The following is a 19,282-nucleotide window of genomic DNA, read 5'->3' as shown; positions in this document are numbered from 1 at the left end:
GCTTGAACCTGATCGCATCGCGTGTTGTGCGTGGATGACCTCCAACCTCGGCCCCGAAGGTGGGGGATCCCGGAGATATCCAGGTTGATTTGCGCCCACGCCGCTGGGGTCGCCACCCCCGGTGGCTGGTGCTGGCCGTCCGGCGATCCGCCCTATTCGACGGCGGCGTAGTGCGTGCCTGGCGCGAGCGCGCTGATGCGACCATCGCCACGCAGCGGCCGGACCGTCGCGGGGATCCGGTTGCGCACCAGTACTGCCGGGGTCGCCGTATGGTTGGTCACGAAGACGGTGCGGTAGTTGCCATCGAGGGTGAAGCTGTTGTCCTCGATCAGGATCTCCGGCGTCGGTCGATCGACGCCTTCCGCGCCAATCGCGATCGCGGTGGCACGGTTCTCCGAACGTGGTCCTTTGCTCATCCTGTTGCCCCGGATCAGCACGGCGCCACCGTTGGGAACGTCGATCAGGTAGCTCGCCGTTCCGTCCCGTCCGTCCTCGATCTCGTTGCCAATGATCTCGGTTCGCAGTGCACGCGACTTGATGTGGTGCCCCTGCCGCGTGCCGATGAAGCGCGATCCTTCCACGCTGAGCCGTTCAAGCTGCCCGACATAAATCCCGTGTGCGCACGCCTTCTCGCAACTGCCGTTGCCGATGAAGGCGCTGTCCCGCACGATCAGCGTGCCGCGCCGTACGCCGGCATACAGGATGCCGTTCTCGTTGCGCAGGAATCGCACGCGCTCGACGGTCAGGTTGACGCCCTCCGCCCGGATTCCGGCGCCATTCGCATCATCGGTGCGCGCGCCCACCAGCGTCACCCCACGCACGGTCACGTCGCTTCCCTGTATGATGAAGACACCCTTTCCTGCGCAGGTGCGGTTACCGATGATGACGCGGTCGGCATCCTCGCCCTCGATGACGATCCTGTCGGCGCGCCATACCGTGCAATCCTCATAGGTCCCGGGAGCGATCCTGATGACATCCCCTGATTGCGCGACAGCGGCGGCAGCCGACGGCCGGATGAAGGAACGACCTGGCCCGACCTCCAGCACGCGGGCTTCCGCTCCGGCTGTCGCCGACAGGGTGATCAGGAGGAAGCCCAGCAATGCAGCGCGCATGAATGCCCCTCACACCAACGAGGCGGCACGCTACCCCAGTCCGTGCCGGACTCGCAACCAAACCGCAGCGTGTGTCAGCCTGCTCTTCTGCGTTCTCCACGCGATCCGTGCCGATGCCTGGGCGGCGGAACTCGTGGTGGGTCCCGGCGCGCGGTTCGCGCAACCGAGCGAAGCGGCCACCGTCGCGCAATCCGGCGACACCGTCCGCATCCTGCCGGGCACCTTTTATGACTGCGCGGTCTGGCGTGCCGATGGCCTCGTCATCGAGGGCAGCGGCCCAGCCACGCGGATCACCGATCGCGTCTGCCATGGAAAGGCGATCTTCGTCGTCATGGGTGACAACATCCGCATCCGCGATATCACACTCGCCCGTGCGCGGAACCTCGATGGCTATGGAGCGGCGATCCGGGCGGAAGGCAGGACCCTGACTCTTGAAAGGCTGCTCATCGAGGACAACCAGGACGGCATCTTTGCGCCAGGCGAGGCGCAAGGCAGCACACTCCGCATCGAAGACAGCATCTTCCGCGCCAATGGCGCGGCCTCGAACGAGCCATCCAGCGCTGCCATCCGTGCCGGGCCGCTGGCAGCGCTGGTTCTGCGCGGATCAGTGTTCGAGGCAGGACGCGGAACCGCGGCGATCCTGTCGCGGGCCCGGATGACCGAGATCGCCGGGAGCCGCATCGCAGCGGTCGCGACCGGCAGCGGGGCGACCATTCAGGTCGACGGCGGATTGCGCATCACCGCCAGCGTCGTTGCGCCTGGCGTCGGTCCGCGTGGCCGCCGGGCGGCGATACTCGCCCTGCCCGGGCATGGCGCGGCCGGCGATCTCGAGGTCACCGAAACGCGCCTCGACGGCCCGGGCGTGCTGCTTCTCAACTGGTCCGGCCGCTCGGAACGACTTGCCGGCAACGCTGTCCCTGCCGGGAGTGCCGAGGCGACTCAGGCGGGCATGTGGTGGAGCGCACTACGGCGTCTTGCCCGGCAGGTGATCGACGGTGCGATCGCGCTGATGCGGCTGGCCCGAACATGGCTGCATGAGGTCGCCGCAAAGGCGGGATGGTAGGCGGGCCCGCACATCAGCCTTGTCCGTGCGCCGTGCGGCGCGCCGGATCCTTCGTGCCCGCCGCCCGGATGCGCCAGGCCGGGAGGTGGCGCGACGCGGCGACGGCCGGATCGGCTCCAGGATCGGTCGCGGCTGGCGCGACCGCGACACCTCGCCGGGCACGCTGAAGGGCCGCCCTCGCGCAGACAGCGAAGGCGAAGAGGTAGTAATGCAGCGGATAGAATGCGATGCCCACGAAGGCTCCGCCGGCCATGAAGATCAGCATCGCGTGGGATAGGGCGCGTGCGAGGTCGCCAAGCCACTCAAGTTCCGGATCGCCGCGCGACGCCCGCCGCACGCGCCACATGTCGAAAAACATGACCGCGAGAAGCGCGGCGAAGATCCCAAGTCCGATCCAGCCATGCTCGCCCAGGATCTCGAAATAGACGCTGTGGAAGGCGCGCGCCTCGGTGATGATGTCCACGCCGTCCGGGCCTGGCGTGACGATGAAATTGGCGTGATAGGCGTTGAAGCCGCCGCCAGCTGGATGTTGGTTCGCGAAGTCGATCGTCCATCCCCATACGATGAGCCGCGTATGGGCGCTCTCTTCCTGACTGGGTTCGAGCGTCGTGGAGATTCGCGCGACCCAGCGCTCGCCCATCAGAGGAACGATCGCGATGGCCGCGGCAACGAACGCCACCGCCAGCAGCGACTTGCGCCGGGATTGCCACCAGGTGAGCGCGGCCCAGACGAGGCAGGCGATCACCGCGGCGCGGGCGAAGGTGGCGAAGGAACCGGCGAGCGCGAGAAGCGGTGCCGCCATATAGACGTACCGCATGATGCCGGTTGCCGGCGCGATCAGCGAATGCCGCTGGAGATAGGCTACGAGCGGCAGGCAGGCGAAGGCATAGGTGGCGAGCGTGCTCCCTTCCCCACCCCAATGCGCATTGATGGCAATCAGGCCCAGCGGTCGGTCATAGGCTCCGCCGGAGATCAGGCCCTTGATGCTGTACGGGAGCACATGGGCCGCGACGGCGCAGAGCAGAACCATCAGCGCCGCCTCGATCTGGATCCTCGACCGGAAGACAAAGGGCAGCAGCGCGGTGAAGACGACCGTCTTGAACGCCCAGTCCCATTTCCACCAGGCGTCTTGCGGGAACAGCGCCCAGGTCGTGGTGAGCGTGATCCATCCGGCCCAGACCATCATCAGCACGGTGAGTAGGCCGAGGCGCGGCGGGTCGCGCCGATCGGCGACAAGATACATGCCGACGGCGAGCACCGCCGTGATCATGGATATCGATATGAGCTGCCCGACAACCGGCACGACATCCTGCGGCCGGAAGAGATCCACCCAGATATACGCCAGTCCCAGCACGAAGGGCGCGCTGAGGCCCAGCGCGATGAGCACACTCCAGACCAGCAAGATGAACAGCGCCTGCACCGCGGGGAGCCCTCGCTCAGCGCCGCTTTGACCGCGCCGCGGGCGCAGCCTGTGGCCGTTGCGCGGCCTCGCCTCGGCGCTCGAACATGATGGCGCGGATGGCCACCAGCGCGACGGCGCCACAGGTGACCAGAATGATGAAGTTGTCGATCATCGCGCGCCCATGTCCTGAAGCATGACGAGCTTACGGCAACGCGACCGCGGACGGTATCACTCACAGGCGCATGCGATGAGGCCGCCCGCCGGGGACAATCGATCCGCCTTACGCGCCCGACTGATATCCGGTGCCACGTCAGAGATTGGTCGTTGCAGAACGGTCACACGGGTTCGCAATGGCACTATCGAACAGGCAACGTGCGCTCAATTAACCGCGTGGTAACTTTGCGACTCAGCCGTCGGATGTTAGCAACTGAACGGTGTAGATGGCTGAGGAAGTCAATGATCTGGGGTTGAGTTCTACCCTCAGCGATCTACCAGATGCGGCAGATTCTGCCGAATTCCAGCACGACCAGTCGTTGGAATTCGGTGATCTTGCCTTGGTTGCGGTCATGTCGATATGGGCTGGACCATTCCCGGTCGTTTCGGAAGCCTTTTAAATCTGAATATGATGCATCATGGAGGCCTTACATGAGTGATTCGTCCTCGACCTCATCCAATACCATCGTTGGCTTTAGTCTACAGAATGTTTCTGCAACCTCAAATGCATCTCAATATCTGAGATTTAATCAATACTTTGTTCAAGGCGCTGTCCCAGAAGGTACCGCTTTGGGCGCGCGGATCGGCTCGCAGACCGTACCTGTTCAACTCGATGTGACTGGCCGCTATGAGGATGGCTCGATCAAGTCGGCGATCGTCACCCTCGCGGCACCGACGATCGGCGGCGGCGCGACCGTCAATGGGACGCTCGTGTCCCTTGCTACGCCATCGGCGACGACGCCGGTTGCGACAACGGCCGCCCTCGCCCACGGCTATGACTTGGCGGTCAACCTGGATATTTCGGGTGTCGGCGCACGACAGATCGACGCCGCACACGAACTCGCCGCCGCCGCCGCAGGCGGTACGCTCGAGATCCTCCGGGAGGGGCCGCTCGCGACCGAGGTGCGCTTCGACGTGCCGATCGCGCGTGCGTTGCGACTCACCTTCGATGTCGTGACCTATGCTGATGGCAGCACCTCGACCAAGGTCTGGTTCCGCAACGACAGCGCCATGGGGAGTGCCGGCGGAGCGATCCAATACAACAGCATCAGCATCGTCGAGAACGGGCAGACCAAGTTCAGCCAGGGCGCACTGACGCAGCAGCAGTACCAAACCTGGACGCAGGACGTCTTCGACGGCGCCAGCGCGAACCCGACCCTGCATGTCCGCCATGATGTCGACTACCTGGAGCAGACTGGCGCGATCCTCAGCTACGACCTCACCGCGCCCACGAACGCAGCGCCGGCGGTCCCATCAGGCTGGACGAATGTCCTCGGACTCAATGGCGTTGCGACCTACATGCCCATGACCGGGGGGCGCCCCGACATCGGCCCGACAACGGGCGTCAACGCGACCTGGCTGATCAGCCAGGATCCGGCGGCGGCGAAGTACGCGCTCGCACAGGCGCAGGCCGCCGGGACCATTCCCTGGCACTATTACGACGCCCCGAAGGGGCACTACCTGTCGGTAGGCGATTATCCCAGCCTGTGGATCGACGGCCGAGGCGCTGTCAAACCGTCCCAGATTGCGAGCAGCGACGTCTGGACAACCGATCGCGCGCACGCGCCGGACATGTCCTATGTCGCGTGGATCCTCACCGGCGACACCTATCATCTAGACATGCTGAATGCACAGGCGTCCTGGGTGATCGCCTCGGCATGGAATGACCCGCGCCAGAATGGGCTCGGCATCGTCGCAAACCAGCAGGAAGAAGTGCGCGCGCAGGCATGGTCGCTTCGCGCGATACAGGAGGCCGCCTACGCCAACCCGGATGGCTCCTACGAGAAGGCGTATTTCTCGCGTATTGCCGACAACAACTGGAGCTATCTCCGCGCCCTGACCACGGAGCTCAGCCAGGATCAGAACGAGATCCATGGCTACATCCCGGGCAGCTATCGGGAGGCGCTCGCCATCGCCCCCTGGCAACAGGACTTCTTTGCAAGCACCACGGCCCTCGCCGCGATGCAGGGCAACGAGGACGCCCGCGCGGTGCTGAAGTGGCAGGCAAACTTCCTCAGTGGCCGGTTCCTCTCACCGGACCTCAACCCCTACACGGGATACAACTATTCGCTAACCGTCTATGGTTCGAACGGCTCTTCCCTCGACACTTGGGCGCAGGTCGCGTCTGCGGCGCGCGACGCCGGCAACTACGCGACAGGCCCGGGAGACGGCTACTACGCCACGGTAGCGGCGATGAGCAACGCGAACATCATCACCGTCTTCTCCGGAGGAGATGACCCGACCGACCATAGGGTCGCCGCCGATGCCATGCGCGCATATGGCTGGCTGTTGGCGTCCAACAGCCCGGACCTGCGCAACGAGATCCAGTACCAGGTTGCGCCGCGCATGGCTGACGGCTCGCAGATCGGTGTAACCGAGATGCGCGTCGTCGCGCCGACGACCGCGAACACCACCCAAACCTTCACCGGCGGCAATGTCTTCGCCTATGACAGAGGCGTCGGGCGCACCACGCTGATCGGCACGGCCGGCGCGGATGTCCTGATCGATGCCTCGACCGGCGGCGGTAACCGGCTGGAGGGGCGCGGCGGCGATGACTACCTCATCGGCGGCAAAGGCACGAACGTCTTTGTGCCTGGGGATGGACGCGACTATGCGTTGATCCTTGGCGGCGCGGCGCGGTTCGAGGTCAACAGTGCGAGCACCGGGCAGCTGGAGATTCAGGGCTTCCGGCCAGGCACGGACATCATTGCCCTGACCGGCAGCATCTCCCTCGCCGCCATCCTCGCCTCCGCACGCACGGACGGATATGGCGGCACGCTGCTGAGCATCTCGGATCAGCGTACCATTCGGCTCGACGGCATCCTGCCGGGCCAGATCGTGCCCGGGATCTTCGATCTCAGTGCGGCGCACGAATCGGTGGCCGATGGGCTTGCCAACAGGCTGACAGGTACGGCGGGGAATGACGTAATCGACGGGCTTGCCGGCAATGACACGCTGCTCGGCGCCGCCGGGGCGGATACCTTGATCGGCGGCCTCGGCAACGATCAGCTCGATGGCGGCGTGGGCGCCGATTCCATGGTGGGCGGCGCTGGCAACGATATCTACATCGTCGACAACGCGGCGGACCGGGTGGTGGAATCCGCCAATGGCGGGACGGATGAAGTCCGCACCGGCCTGTCCTACACCTTGCCCACCGAGGTGGAGATCCTGCGCCTGACCGGCGCGCAGGCCATCAGCGGCACCGGCAACGGCCTGGCGAACACGCTCTTTGGCAACGCTGCCGCGAATGTTCTGTCCGGCCTGGACGGCAATGACGTGCTGAGGGGCGCCGGCGGGGCGGATACGCTTCTCGGCGGTGCCGGAAGCGACCAGCTCGATGGCGGCGTGGGCGCGGATTCCATGGTGGGCGGCGCCGGCAACGATATCTACATCGTCGACAACGCGGCGGACCGGGTGGTGGAATCCGCCAATGGCGGGACGGATGAAGTCCGCACCGGCCTGTCCTACACCTTGCCCACCGAGGTGGAGATCCTGCGCCTGACCGGCGCGCAGGCCATCAGCGGCACCGGCAACGGCCTGGCGAACACGCTCTTTGGCAACGCTGCCGCGAATGTTCTGTCCGGCCTGGACGGCAATGACGTGCTGAGGGGCGCCGGCGGGGCGGATACGCTTCTCGGCGGTGCCGGAAGCGACCAGCTCGATGGCGGCGTGGGCGCGGATTCCATGGTGGGCGGCGCCGGCAACGACATCTACATCGTCGACAACGCGGCGGACCTGGTGGTGGAAACCGCCAATGGCGGCATTGACGAGATCCGAGCCAGAATCTCCATCACTCTGCCTTCCGAGGTCGAGAAACTGCGGCTCATCGCCGGCTACGCCATCGATGGAACCGGCAACGGCTTCGCGAACACGCTGATCGGCAACGCGCTGGCCAATCGTCTGAACGGCGGCGGCGGCAACGACGTGCTGATCGGCGCCGAGGGGCCCGACACGCTGACCGGCGGGGCGGGCCAGGACGCATTCCGCTTCCGCGCGCCCGGTGACGGAGGCGACGTCATCACGGATTTCGTGCACGGGGTCGATCATCTCGAATTCTCCCGCGTCGGCTTCGGCTCCGCTTTCGCGCTCGGGGCGTTCGACGCTGCGCACCTCACCCAGGGCAGCAGTGCGGTCGGCAGCGGTGCGCAGTTGGTCTACAGCGCGTCCGGTGTGCTGAGCTTCGATGCCGATGGCGCCGGTGGCCAGGCGGCGACCGTCATCGCGACGCTGACCGGGGCGCCACAGATCACCGCGGCGGACATCGTCATCGTCTAGCACTGAGGTCACGGAACAGTTCGCCCCAGGCAGCGACCATGCCGGCTTCGTTGAAGTCTTCCTCAGCCCGCCGGCGGTTCGCTGCCCCGATGTTTCGCCGTGCCTTGGCATCCCGCGCGAGCGCATCGAGCGCGTCGGCGAGCGCGGCGTCGTGGCAGGGCACGACAAAGGGCCGGTTCTCCGGGGCCAGCATCTCCGCGACATCGCCGACATCGGTCGCCGCCACCGGCAGTGCCGCGGCCATCGCTTCGAGCACCGACAGCGGCATCTGCTCGGTGTCCGAGGACAGCGCGAAAATGTCGAAGCCGGCATAGAGCGGCGCGGGGTCCGTCTGATGGCCCGCGAAGGTCACGCGCGCCGCCATGCCCTTATCCGCCACGAGCGCCTCGAGCGCTGGCCTTTCCCCGCCGCCGCCGACGATGACGAGCCGCAGTTCCGGCCCCAACCGCCCGACGGCGCGGATGAGGCGCGCCAGGTTCTTCTCCGGCCGCAGCGCGGCGACGGTGCCGATCACCACCTCGCCTGTGTCGCGGGGGCGATCGACCGACGTGAAGCGTCCCAGGTCGATACCGTTTGGCAGCAGTCTCAGCCGCCGCTGGGGCAATCGCCAGACCTCACGAGCGATTCGCCAGAGCACGCGGGAGGGCACCACCACCGTCGCGTGCCGCAACAGCAGCCGCCGCGCCAGGACGCGGCGCGGGATCTGGCGCACTCGTTCCTCCGGGCCGAAGCCGTCCTCCATGTGAAGGTGCGGAATTCCCGTGCCGATCCGTGCCAAGGCCCATTCGATGCTGCCCCAGTTGCTGGTGACGAGCAGGTCGGGTCGGATCTCCCCCAGCGCGGCGCGGAAGCGGCGCAGATTGCCCAGCGTGTCGCCCTTCGCCACCGTGATCTCGGGGAACCGCACGTCGAGCGAAGGATCAAGCAAGGCACGCGCGTCCAGCTTGCCGTCCATGGCTACCACGGCATGACGGAACGCGCCGCCCAGCCGGTTGGCCAAGGTGGCGAAACGCACTTGCGGCCCGCCGACGGCGAACGACGCGAAGGCATGCAGCAGGAGGGGCGGCGCGCTCATCACGGTCCGGGCGCGAAGGCTGCGGCGCGGAACCGGATGCTGTCGGCTTCTGGCAGCCAGGCGAGATCGCGCTTCGCGTCACTGCAATCGAAGACGGCATTCAGACCGCGCGACATCAGGTCCCGCCGTGACGGCGGCGGCGAGCGTCGCCCGCCGAGCCGCTTCAGCAGCCATTTCGCGCCTTCCTCCGCCAGCAGCATGTCCGGAAACTTCGGATGGAAGCGCAACGGGCGCCCCGTCGCCTCGGCCAGCCAGGCCAGATACTCCCGTGCGGTCGGCCGCACATCGCCCACCAGATTGTAGCACCGGCCTACGGCATCCTGCGCGCTCAGGGCGCCAAAGATCGCCGCCGCCACGTCCTCCACCAGCACGAAGGGCAGCGGATTATGACCCCGGTTCCATCCGATCACGTGCTGCTCGGCGTTGAAGAAGCCAAGGCCGCTGTGGAAGGGCGAGGTCCCCTGCCCCACCACAAGCCCTGGCCGCAGGATCACGAGCGGCAGCCCGGCCTGCGCATGCAGCCCCATCAGCATCAGATCGCACTCGGCCTTGGCGCGCGCATAGTCGCCGCGCTGCTCGGCCTGGGGGTCGGGCAGCGTGGTGCCATCGACGCTGTCCGCCCCGGGGCCGAGATAGAGCGACGCGATCGACCCGACATGCAGAAGCCGCGGCGTGCCGGCGGCAAGGCATGCGCGCGCGACGGTCTCCGCGCCGCCCACCATCGCGGCGCGGATCGCCGCGTAGTCCGCGCCGCCACCGCCATGGGCAAGATTCACGACCGCCCCGGCGCCCGCGATGGCCTGCGCCACCGCGCCGGCATCGGCGATGTCCCCGCGCTGCAGCCGGATCCGCGGCCCCGAGAACAGTGGCGGCAGCCCCGTGGTGCCGCGCGCCATGACGGCAACGCTCAGCCCTTCGCGCAGCAGCCGCGCCACCGTTGCCCGTCCGATGAAGCCGGTGCCGCCCAGCAGCGCCACATCCGGGGCGCCGGCGAGGGTCGCCGGCGCCTGGAGCGGGGCCGGCCGGTTCTCCGCGACGGGGAGTCGCGCCGCGATGTCCTCGCACAGGCCCACTAGCCGGGCGCCGAAGGCGGCATCGGCTTCGAAGTGCGCCGGCGCGGCGTGGAAGGCGGCGATACTGCCCTGCATGCTGCGGAAGAAGGGGTCGTTGCGCTTCGCCAGGCCGGCCAATGACGCGGCGTAGCGCGCGGCATTGGCCACGCCGCCCGCGACCATCCCTGCCGCGGCGGCGGCTGGCGCCATGACCCCGTCAATCGGATCCGCAAAACGCGTCCGCCCGATCGTGTGCACTCGGTTGCCGAGGATATCGGCGACAACCGCCCCGTCGTCGCAGACCACGGTGATCTGCCAGAGGGGAAAGGTCTGCCCCACCGCGAGGCGCAGCGTGGCCGCCATGCCGGCGCCTTGGAGGCTCGCGGTCCAGCCGCCATGGAAGCGCCGCCCTTCCCACAGGATCCGGGGCGCGTCCGGGATCGCCTCCAGCGCATCCACGCTGCCGATCAGCGCCGCGATCTGCGACAGCGGATGCACGGCCTGTTCCAGGAGGATGTTGACTGGCGCATCGAACATCCAATGCCCGACCTGTCCCGCCGCAAGTTGGCGGAGAGGCACGCTGTAGACACAGTCCACGAAGCGCGGCCGCCCGTGTCTGCCGCTCGCCAGGGCACGACGCAGGGCAATGAAGGCTGGATGGAACAGGAAGTTCTGATTGACGCCGAGCACTGCGCCCGAGGCCGCGGCCGCGGCGGCGAGCTGGGTGCATTCGGCGGCTGACACAGCCATCGGCTTTTCGAGAAGGACGTCGCGACCCGCTTCGAGGAGCGGTAGCGCAATCGCCGCATGGGTATCAGGCGGCGTCAGCACATGGGCGGCGTCGAAACCGACGGTTTCCGCAGCCTCCGCGGCGGATGTGACGGCACGCGCCCGCGGCAGCAGGCGCGCAAGCGCCTCGGCGGCAGCTCGTCGCGGATCAGCGACGGCGACAACGGTGATATCCGCCATCCCGCGCAAGGCCTCGGCATGAACGCGAGCGATACTGCCCGCACCGATTAGGCAGACCCGTCTCATCGCGCGTGTCCGGCCGCACGTTGCGCAAGCGCCGCTTCGGCAAGTGTCACGACATGCTTCGCATTGCCCGCCCAGGTGTAGTTCCGCGACAGCACTTCCGCCCGAGCCGCCTCGCCCAGGCGCGCACGCAGGGCCGGATCGCGCGCGAGCCGCAGCACCATCGTCCACAGCGCGTCAGGCCGCCCCGCCTCGAACAGCAGCGCGGTGCGGTCATGCTCCAGGATTTCGCGGATATTGGGTTGGTCTGGCGCCACGATAGCGCGTCCGGCAGCCATATATTCAAAGACCTTCAGTGGAGAAGCGTAGGGCACTGCCGCCGGCTGCAGAGCGATGTCGAAGCCTGCGACGAGGCCCGGCACCTCGGCGCGGGGGGCGAGCCCGGTGAAGCGCACCCGGTCGCTGATCCCCAGTTCCGCGGTCAGCGCCTCGAGACCCGGGCGCGCAGGCCCGTCTCCCACGACAGTCAGCTCGATCCGCGGTTCCTCCTGCCAGGCAGCCAGGCTGCGAATCACGGCATCGAGCCCGTGCCAGTCGCGGATGAAACCGACGAAGCCCAGCCGCACCGCGGCGCCAGGGACCGTCGGCGTGAGCCCGGCATAGTCCGAGAGGTCGATGCCGTTCGGCACCACGGTAATGCGCGAATCTGGCACTCCCGCTGCTGCGACATGCCCGGCGAGCACCGAGGTCACCGGCAATACGGCGTCCGCGCGGCGCCAGACGAAGCGTTCGGCCGCCCGCGCCAGACCGCGCAGCCGCAGCCCGGAGAACCGCGCCCGTTCCTCGGCGAGCGGCGAGTTCACCTCGAGCAGCAACGGCACGCGGCGCCTCCATGCGGTCCAGCTGCCCGCGAAGTGGAAGAGGTTGACGCGCTCATAGATGACGTCCGGGGCGAATTCGCGCGCGGCACGCGCAAGGCGCAACGTCGACGGCAATGCATAGACCATCTCCGCGACTTCGCGCAGGAAACCGGGCAGCGCGCGCTTCAGTCGGGCGATGCCGCTGCTCGCGCTGCCGAGTTGGGCGTCATCATAGGCAGGTGGTCCGACAACGCGCACCTCATGGCCTGCCGCGCGCAGGGCCGCGACCATGGAAGCGATGTGAACACCCTGCCCGTCATGTGACTGGATGCGGTGGCTATAGAGTATCCGCATGGGTCGCTAGAACTCCAGCCGCGGGTCGGTGATGCACCCGCCTGCTACACATTTCGCCAATTCGGGCAGCGGCGCGGCGACGGATTCGCCCTCCCGCAGCGCGACGCGCGCGCGCACCACGTTCCAGGCCCGGATGAGGCGGACATTCCTTTCCGTCAGGAGGTCTGAGTTCGGGCGGGCGCTCTGCTTCGTGTCGCGCACCGCCCGCGGCAAGCCCGGAGACAGGCCCGCCGGACGGCGTTGCCTCGGCACTTGGCGCGGACGCCCGCCCGTCAAGGGGCCAGGATAGCCAACCGCCGCGTCGTCATGGGCCACGGTACCGAGCATCACTGCCCGCGGATGAGCACTCATGCGACAGCGCTGACCTTCGGAGCCGGCTCGACCGCGCCGGCGCGCTGCGCGAAGAAACCCTCCAGGATCAAGAGATGCCACAGCGCCTGGCTGTGATCGGTCGCTTTGGCGGCGTGCTGGTCTACAAGCGCCCCCAGTGTGCGCAGGTCAAACATGCCGCTGTCAGCGAGCGCGCCGCCGAGCAGGCGGTCGCGGATGACATCCGCCCTGGCCCGGAAGTGCCCGGCAAGGCCAGTCGCGAAGCCGCGCTTCGGGCGCGCCAGCAACTCCGACGGCAGCAGCGCGGCCGCGACCTCCCGCAGGATGTGCTTGCCCTGGCCATTGCGCAGCTTCATCGCCGACGGCAGCGCCATGCCCCATGCGACCAGGGCAGGATCGAGCAGCGGCGGCCGCACCTCGAGCGAGACGGCCATGCTGGTCCGGTCGACTTTGGCGAGAATGTCGCCCGGCAGGTAGGTTTGCAGGTCGGCATACTGCGCTTGCAGCAGCGGGTCCTCAGTGTCGCATTCATCCATGAGCTGTACGAAGCGATCGGACGGGTCATGGCCGGCGACGGTCGCGCGCAAGGTCGGCGACAACAGTGCCCGCCGTCGCGCCTCGGCGATACGGCAGACAGTACTGTAATAACCCATTGCGCTGTCGAGGCTGAGTTCCGTCAGCGTTGCCTTCGCGCGCAGCCAGCGCGGCGCGCGGTCGAGCTTGGGATACGCGCGCGCCAGCGCGCCGAAGGCGCCACGCCGGAGACCCGCCGGTATCAGCCTTCGCGCTGCCTCGGCCATCATGTGGAAGCGGTAGCGGCGGTAGCCGGCGAAGACCTCGTCGCCGCCATCGCCGGAGAGTGCAACCGTGACGTGCCGCCGCGCGAGTGCCGACACGGCAAGGGTCGGCACAGCTGAGGTGTCGCCGAAGGGCTCCCCGAATATGCGCGGTATCTCACGCGCCATGGCAAGGTAGTCCGCCGCCGCCCCGTCCTCAGAAGTGTGGCGCGTGCCGTAGCGCGCGGCGACCAGTGCAGCGTCAGGCCTCTCATCCGCGGCGCCGGCAAAACCAATGGTGAAGGTCGCGAGCGGGTGGTCCGTGGCCTCTGCCGCGAGGGACGTGACCACTCCGGAATCAATCCCGCCTGACAGAAAGGCGCCGAGCGGCACATCGGACATCATCCGTGCGCGGACAGCGGCATCGATGCGGGCACGCAGGCTCTCCGCCGCATCCGCCGCGCCCTGCCCTGCCATTCGGGGCGGCGACCAGTAGCGGCGCGGCATCGCGGCTTCGACTGGCTCCCCCAGCCGCAGCATCAGGGCATGCGCCGGTGGCAGGCGCCGGATCGCGGCTTCGATCGTCGCCGGTTCGGGCACGTAACCGAGTGCCAGGAAATCATCCAGCGCAACCGGATCAAGGCCTCGCGGCAGGTTCGGCAGCGCCGTGAGCCCCCCGATCTCGGAGGCGAAGGCGAAGCCGCCATCCGGCATCACCGCATAGTGCAGCGGCTTCTCGCCCAATGGATCGCGCGCGAGGAACAGTCTCCCCGCCTCGCGATCCCACAGCGCGAAGGCGAACATGCCGACCAGCCGAGCCGGCATGTCCGCGCCCCAGGCACGCCAGCCATGCAGCAGCACCTCGGTATCCGAACGGGACCGGAAGACATGGCCGAGGCGCTGGAGCTCCAGCCGCAACTGCTCGTGGTTGTAGATCTCGCCATTGAACGTCACGACCACCGCCCCATCGGCGGTCGCCATGGGCTGGGTGCCGCCGGCGAGGTCGACAATCGCCAGCCGGCGATGCCCGAAGCCGAGATGCCGTTCGGCGTGAAATCCCTCGCCGTCCGGGCCGCGGTGCCGCTGCGCATCGGTCATGCCTCGCAGCAGGGCCGCCGCCGGCGGTTCAGGACGGAACGGATGAAACAGGCCTGCTATGCCGCACATGCGTCCGATTCCTTGCAAGCCACCGTTAGAACAGCGTTAGAGTCGCAATGACGAGGCGGTCGGCAACCTATGCTTGCCGAAACTGCTTGCGCCCGATACCAACGCGCTGATACTGACGTTAGAAGCCAATTGCGATTCTGCGCGAATTGGTTGAACTGCATCTGCTGATGGAGGCTGGTCGTGTCGGTCTCAAAGAAGATCGCAGATATACATGAGGTTGCACTGCCTGCGGCCGGGAGTTCGGCCGCCGGACGGGCGCCCTGGCCCCGCGCGGCGCTGTTGATCTTCGGCCTCTCCTTGGGTGCCTGGGCCATCGTCGTGATGCTGATCTCACTCATCTTCCGCTAACCCGAAACCAGTAGCGGTCGTCCGGCGCGCATCCATTCGACGACGTCGCGCAAGCCTGTCGGTAGCGGCAGGGGCGACGGCAGGCGCAGTTCCTTCTGGGATGCCCTGGGATCGCCCAGCGAGTGGCGCACCTCACCGGCGCGCGGCGGCAGGTGGCGGATCTCCGGCTTCACGCCGCACGCATCCGACAGCGTCGCCGCGAGATCGAGCACCGTTGTCGCGTGGCCGGAGCATACGTTGAAGACTGGCGCCGCGATGGACGCCGCGCCCATTGCCGCGCGAAGCGCCGCGACCACGCTCGATACGTGTATGAAATCGCGGCTCTGCAACCCGTCTCCGAAGATCGAGATCGGCTCGCGGCGCAAGAGCCGATCCGCGAAGATCGAAATCACCCCGGAATAAGGCGATGCCGGATCCTGGCGCGCGCCATAGACGTTGAAGAAGCGCAGGCCGAGTGTCGGCACGCCATGCACCACGCTCGCCACTCGGGCATGCAGTTCGCAGCCCAGCTTGTCGGCGCCATAGGCTGAAAGTGGCTGCGTCGCGACACTTTCGGCCAATGGCAGGTTGGCGTTGCTGCCATAGACCGCCGCGGAGGATGCATAGACCACGGGCACCCCGCCCGCCGCCCGGGCCGCATCCAGCACGGCGATGAAGGACGACAGGTTGACCCGGTGCGTCTCGCGCCACTCCCGCACGCCCCGCTCCACGGAGGCGATGGCCGCCAGGTGGAAGCACCCTGCGACGCCCTCCATCGCCTCTTCGAGAAGCTCGGGGTCGCCGACATCGCCGGTCAGCAGGGACGCCCCGCTAGCCAGATTGTCGCGACGGCCGGTGGACAAGTCGTCCAGCACACGCACGCGTTGACCATCGGCTAGCAGCGCGTCGCACAGATGCGAGCCTATGAACCCGCAGCCGCCGGTCACGAGCCAAAGCGCCGTCATGCCTGCCCAGCCCGCGCCGCCAGGACGCGCGTGAAAAGTTCGATCTGGCCACGAGTCGTGTCGTCCCACCCGAAGCGCTCGGCATAGGCGCGGGTCGCAGCACGGGATGGCGGATGCGCGAGGAGCTGGCTCGCGGCAGAGGCGATCGTCTCCGGCGTTACCGCGTCGAGGACGACGCCCGCTTCGGGAGCCGAAATGGCCTCGCGGCTTCCCCACGCTGGCCCGGCGATGACCGGCGTTCCGCACGCCATCGCCTCGAGCATGACATTCGCCCAGCCTTCGCTCGTCGAGGCGAGCACCAGCGCGTCGGCGGCGCCATAGAGCCGCGAGAGTTCCTGATGCGGCAACGCGCCGAGCAACCCGACGCGCTCGGCAACGCCGAGCCGTGCGGCGAGATCCGTCAGCGCGCCCCGCTGCGGTCCCTCCCCGGCAATCAGGAGCTTGATGCCCGGCAGATGCGGCAGGGCGGCGATGATGTGCTTGTGCCCCTTGCGCTCGATCAGGTGGCCGACCGAAAGGAGAGCAGGCCCGGACAAGCCGAAGCTGGCCCGTAGCCGCGCTCGGTCCTCGGGCGGCTGGAACGTCGTGAGATCGACGCCGTTGCGCAACACCGTGACCTTCGCAGGGTCGGCGCCGAGCGCAAACAGTCCTTCCGCCAGCCCCGCGCTGACGGCGATGACAGCATCCGCCCGACGCAACGCCGCCCCGATCAGCCGGCGCGGGAGCGCGAAGGACGGCAGCAGGCTGGTATCCGATCCGCGGGCGGTGAGGATGAGCGGCAGCCCGGTTTCTTCCGCGAGCCAGGCCGCGGCAACACCATCGGGATAGAGGTAGTGGGCGTCGATGGCGTCGAACTTCGCCCCTTCGCGGCGCAGGCGGCGCAGCGCCGAGCGGAAAGCCCGCAGAAGCATCCACGGCCCGCTGTACATCCCCAGCCTCGGCAGAGCCGCAAAGCGTGGGTGCATGAGGCGCAGGCCGTGTCTCACTTCCTCGCGTGGCACGGCGGCATAACGCGCCCAGGTGTCGAATCGGGCGTTGCGCGACGGAAACCACGGCACGGGTGCCACGATCGTGCTCGTCACGACACCATCACTAACGAGGTGCCGCAGCCGGTTCTCGACAAAAACGCCATGGTTCGGCTGTGCGGCGTTTGGATAGAGGGTCGTGACGGTCAGCAGCCGGATGGATGGCGGCGTGACACGCCGAGGATACGGCAATACGGCCGCCCCGGTGCGGCTTCCGACCTCGGAGAGGTGGGAGAGGCCAATCACCGGGCACCTATCTGGCCGAGGACAACGCGCACGGTCGCCAGGGCAATACGAAGGTCGAGGACGATGCTGCGCTTCTGAATATACCACAGGTCGAAGGCAAGCTTGTTGCGCGCATCCTCGACCGAGGCGCCGTAGGGGTAGCGCACCTGCGCCCAGCCGGTCAGTCCGGGACGAACGACTGCGCGATCGGCGTAGTGCGGGATCGACTGCGTCAGCTTTCCGACGAATTCCGGACGCTCCGGACGTGGTCCGACGAAGCTCATTTCGCCGCGCAGGATGTTTATGACCTGCGGGATCTCATCGATGCGACGGGCGCGGATGAAACGCCCGACGCGCGTCACCCGGGCATCGCCCACGCTGGCCCAGAGCGCGGAGCCGGAGCGCTCGGCATCGGTCGTCATGCTGCGGAACTTCAGGATGCTGAAGACCCGGTGCTCACGGCCGACCCGCTCCTGTCGGTAGAAGATCGGGCCCGGCGAATCGATCTTGATCGCGATCGCAACGAAAAGCAGCAGAGGCAGGGTCAGGATCAGCAGGGCCACGCTCGCGGCGATGTCCAGAGCGCGATGCAGGGCCCGTTCGAGGGGACCCTGGCGCATGGCGCGCGTTGTGAAGACCCAATCCCGCGGCAGATATTCGGGCTCGAGCCGGTTTCGGGAGGTGGATCGCGTGCCGCGGTCATGCCCCCTGCCCAGTTCTGCCTCGTCCGAATAGGTGGAACTCTGACCTTCCATGGCCAGGCGCAGAAAAGGGGCGTTCGGCAGGCCGGCGGCCGTCCCGCTCACGGCCAGGACCTGCGGGGCGAGCCTCATCCGCATGACGTAGAGTGCCATTGCCACAATGACCGTGGCGAGGAGCGGGGCGTTGCTGGTTCCCGACAGCACGACAGGCAGAAGTGCCGCGACGAGCATCACCGCGCCCGCCTTCGGCACCAGCATACCGTATTCTCCCACATCCGCGGCTCGACGAGCTTCATCCCTCGAACGGAGCATGTTGCATTCCTTGAATCTCAATCGGCGGTGGTGGGTGATCGTTCGTTTCTGCAAGGGGGGCCTGCGCCGTCTATTGTAGAGTTGTCGCAATAATGGAACGACCGTTGGTGGCGCAAATGGACGGCATTCCGCCAACGCAATCAAGGCCAAAATTCGTCATCACGGCCTCGTGATGCGTGATGAAAGCCCGTGTTGAACTAGTTTTTTTAAGCACACGTTTCGCGTGCATCATTGATGAGAAGTGCCCCGGGGTATTTCGGGTGCAATCATAGATTGTAGCGCTCGCGTCTATTATTAGATACGCGCGCACAATAAGATCACGTATTGGTTGCGTAACGCTGCCCCAGCCAGCTAGACTGCTTCCGGGCCGCTCCAATCGATCAGGCGACCCGCCCCCGACCCATCGGGGTAGACTGCGACAGACTTGCTGGAGGGTAATGTCGATGAAGATGCGCCGCGTCCTGCATAGCCTTGCGACAGCCCTCGCTCTCATGGCTGCCGCGTGCACGGCCGCACCCGTTCAACCTGCTGCGGACGCGCCCAATACCGGGGCGGCTGCGCCGGAGTACGTGATCGGGCCAGGCGATACGCTTGACGTGTTTGTCTATCTGGCGCCCGAACTCAGCACCAACGGTCTCCCGGTGCGGCCCGACGGCCGCATTTCGCTGCCTCTCGTGCCGGACATCGTCGCAGCGGGTCAAACGCCAAGCCAACTCGCGAGCGATATCACCACTCGCCTCCGGCGCTACGTCATCGAACCGAACGTCACCGTGATGGTTCGCGCTTTCGTCGGCGCACCGTCGCAGCAGATCCGGATCATCGGTGAAGCGACGCAGCCGCGGTCCATGCCCTACCGCGAAGGCATGACCGTGCTCGATGCGGTCATCGAGGCGCGCGGTCTCACGCGCTATGCCGCCGGCAACCGCGCAGAGATCGTGCGGCGCAACGCGAGCGGCACGCCTTCCCATACCATCCCGGTTCGCCTGGACGACCTGCTGCGCGGTGGCGACATGACCCAGGATGCCCGGATGCAACCGGGCGATACCCTGGTCATCCCCCAGGGATGGTTCTGATCC

At 67.2% G+C, this 19,282-nt stretch carries 15 protein-coding genes; 4 read left to right on the top strand and 11 right to left on the bottom strand.

All coding sequences use genetic code 11. The features are described 5' to 3' along the window. Positions 1 to 152: 152 nt before the first annotated feature. Positions 153 to 1,112 carry a right-handed parallel beta-helix repeat-containing protein gene (locus KPL78_RS06800; protein WP_219762153.1) on the bottom strand — a complete coding sequence of 320 codons (960 nt, stop codon included), beginning with the start codon at positions 1,110 to 1,112 and terminating at the stop codon, positions 153 to 155. On the opposite strand from KPL78_RS06800, the gene KPL78_RS06795 reads away from it, so the two are divergent. Then, positions 1,111 to 2,175, top strand: a complete 1,065-nt coding sequence (locus KPL78_RS06795; RefSeq protein WP_219762152.1) for a right-handed parallel beta-helix repeat-containing protein — start codon at positions 1,111 to 1,113, stop codon at positions 2,173 to 2,175. The genes KPL78_RS06800 and KPL78_RS06795 overlap by 2 nt on opposite strands. Positions 2,176 to 2,188: 13 nt before the next feature. Here KPL78_RS06795 and KPL78_RS06790 read toward each other — a convergent pair whose 3' ends face one another. After that, on the bottom strand, positions 2,189 to 3,595 hold the full coding sequence (locus KPL78_RS06790; RefSeq protein WP_219762151.1) for a putative O-glycosylation ligase, exosortase A system-associated: 1,407 nt from the start codon (positions 3,593 to 3,595) through the stop codon (positions 2,189 to 2,191). A 16-nt stretch (positions 3,596 to 3,611) separates the two neighbouring features. Further along, complete coding sequence (locus KPL78_RS06785) at positions 3,612 to 3,749, bottom strand: hypothetical protein (protein ID WP_219762150.1); 138 nt, start codon at positions 3,747 to 3,749, stop codon at positions 3,612 to 3,614. 268 nt (positions 3,750 to 4,017) lie between these two features. Here KPL78_RS06785 and KPL78_RS06780 point away from each other — a divergent pair, with 268 nt between their 5' ends. After that, on the top strand, positions 4,018 to 4,191 hold the full coding sequence (locus tag KPL78_RS06780) for a hypothetical protein (protein WP_219762149.1): 174 nt from the start codon (positions 4,018 to 4,020) through the stop codon (positions 4,189 to 4,191). Between the two features lie 31 nt (positions 4,192 to 4,222). Then, positions 4,223 to 8,065 carry a calcium-binding protein gene (locus tag KPL78_RS06775; RefSeq protein ID WP_219762148.1) on the top strand — a complete coding sequence of 1,281 codons (3,843 nt, stop codon included), beginning with the start codon at positions 4,223 to 4,225 and terminating at the stop codon, positions 8,063 to 8,065. Here KPL78_RS06775 and KPL78_RS06770 read toward each other — a convergent pair. From KPL78_RS06770 to KPL78_RS30640, 8 genes are all read right to left on the bottom strand, one after another. After that, on the bottom strand, positions 8,055 to 9,140 hold the full coding sequence (locus KPL78_RS06770; protein ID WP_219762147.1) for a glycosyltransferase: 1,086 nt from the start codon (positions 9,138 to 9,140) through the stop codon (positions 8,055 to 8,057). The two genes, KPL78_RS06775 and KPL78_RS06770, sit on opposite strands and share 11 nt — an antisense overlap. Further along, positions 9,140 to 11,227, bottom strand: a complete 2,088-nt coding sequence (locus tag KPL78_RS06765; protein WP_219762146.1) for an NAD-dependent epimerase/dehydratase family protein — start codon at positions 11,225 to 11,227, stop codon at positions 9,140 to 9,142. The genes KPL78_RS06770 and KPL78_RS06765 overlap by 1 nt, the downstream gene beginning before the upstream one ends. Continuing rightward, positions 11,224 to 12,378: a glycosyltransferase family 4 protein gene (locus KPL78_RS06760; protein ID WP_219762145.1), complete on the bottom strand. Its 1,155-nt coding sequence runs from the start codon at positions 12,376 to 12,378 to the stop codon at positions 11,224 to 11,226. Before KPL78_RS06760 ends, KPL78_RS06765 begins: the two co-directional genes overlap by 4 nt. A 6-nt stretch (positions 12,379 to 12,384) precedes the next feature. After that, positions 12,385 to 12,729 carry a hypothetical protein gene (locus tag KPL78_RS06755; protein ID WP_219762144.1) on the bottom strand — a complete coding sequence of 115 codons (345 nt, stop codon included), beginning with the start codon at positions 12,727 to 12,729 and terminating at the stop codon, positions 12,385 to 12,387. Continuing rightward, entirely contained in the window at positions 12,726 to 14,651 is a 1,926-nt protein-coding gene (gene asnB, locus KPL78_RS06750; protein ID WP_219762143.1) for an asparagine synthase (glutamine-hydrolyzing), read from the bottom strand. The genes KPL78_RS06755 and asnB overlap by 4 nt, the downstream gene beginning before the upstream one ends. 344 nt (positions 14,652 to 14,995) lie before the next feature. After that, positions 14,996 to 15,925 carry an NAD-dependent epimerase/dehydratase family protein gene (locus tag KPL78_RS06745; RefSeq protein ID WP_369412660.1) on the bottom strand — a complete coding sequence of 310 codons (930 nt, stop codon included), beginning with the start codon at positions 15,923 to 15,925 and terminating at the stop codon, positions 14,996 to 14,998. A gap of 14 nt (positions 15,926 to 15,939) precedes the next feature. Further along, positions 15,940 to 17,025: a glycosyltransferase gene (locus tag KPL78_RS06740; protein WP_408904478.1), complete on the bottom strand. Its 1,086-nt coding sequence runs from the start codon at positions 17,023 to 17,025 to the stop codon at positions 15,940 to 15,942. A gap of 185 nt (positions 17,026 to 17,210) precedes the next feature. Next, positions 17,211 to 18,152, bottom strand: coding sequence for a sugar transferase (locus KPL78_RS30640; RefSeq protein WP_304621869.1), 942 nt, complete (start codon positions 18,150 to 18,152; stop codon positions 17,211 to 17,213). 491 nt (positions 18,153 to 18,643) lie between these two features. Between KPL78_RS30640 and KPL78_RS06730 the strand changes: the two genes are divergently transcribed. Further along, positions 18,644 to 19,279 carry an XrtA/PEP-CTERM system exopolysaccharide export protein gene (locus KPL78_RS06730; RefSeq protein WP_255568690.1) on the top strand — a complete coding sequence of 212 codons (636 nt, stop codon included), beginning with the start codon at positions 18,644 to 18,646 and terminating at the stop codon, positions 19,277 to 19,279. Positions 19,280 to 19,282: the final 3 nt, after the last annotated feature.

Source organism: Roseomonas alba (assembly GCF_019430885.1).
Lineage (GTDB): Bacteria > Pseudomonadota > Alphaproteobacteria > Acetobacterales > Acetobacteraceae > Neoroseomonas > Neoroseomonas alba.
The sequence above is the reverse complement of the archived record's forward strand: the minus strand, read 5'-3'. Positions and strand labels throughout refer to the sequence as shown.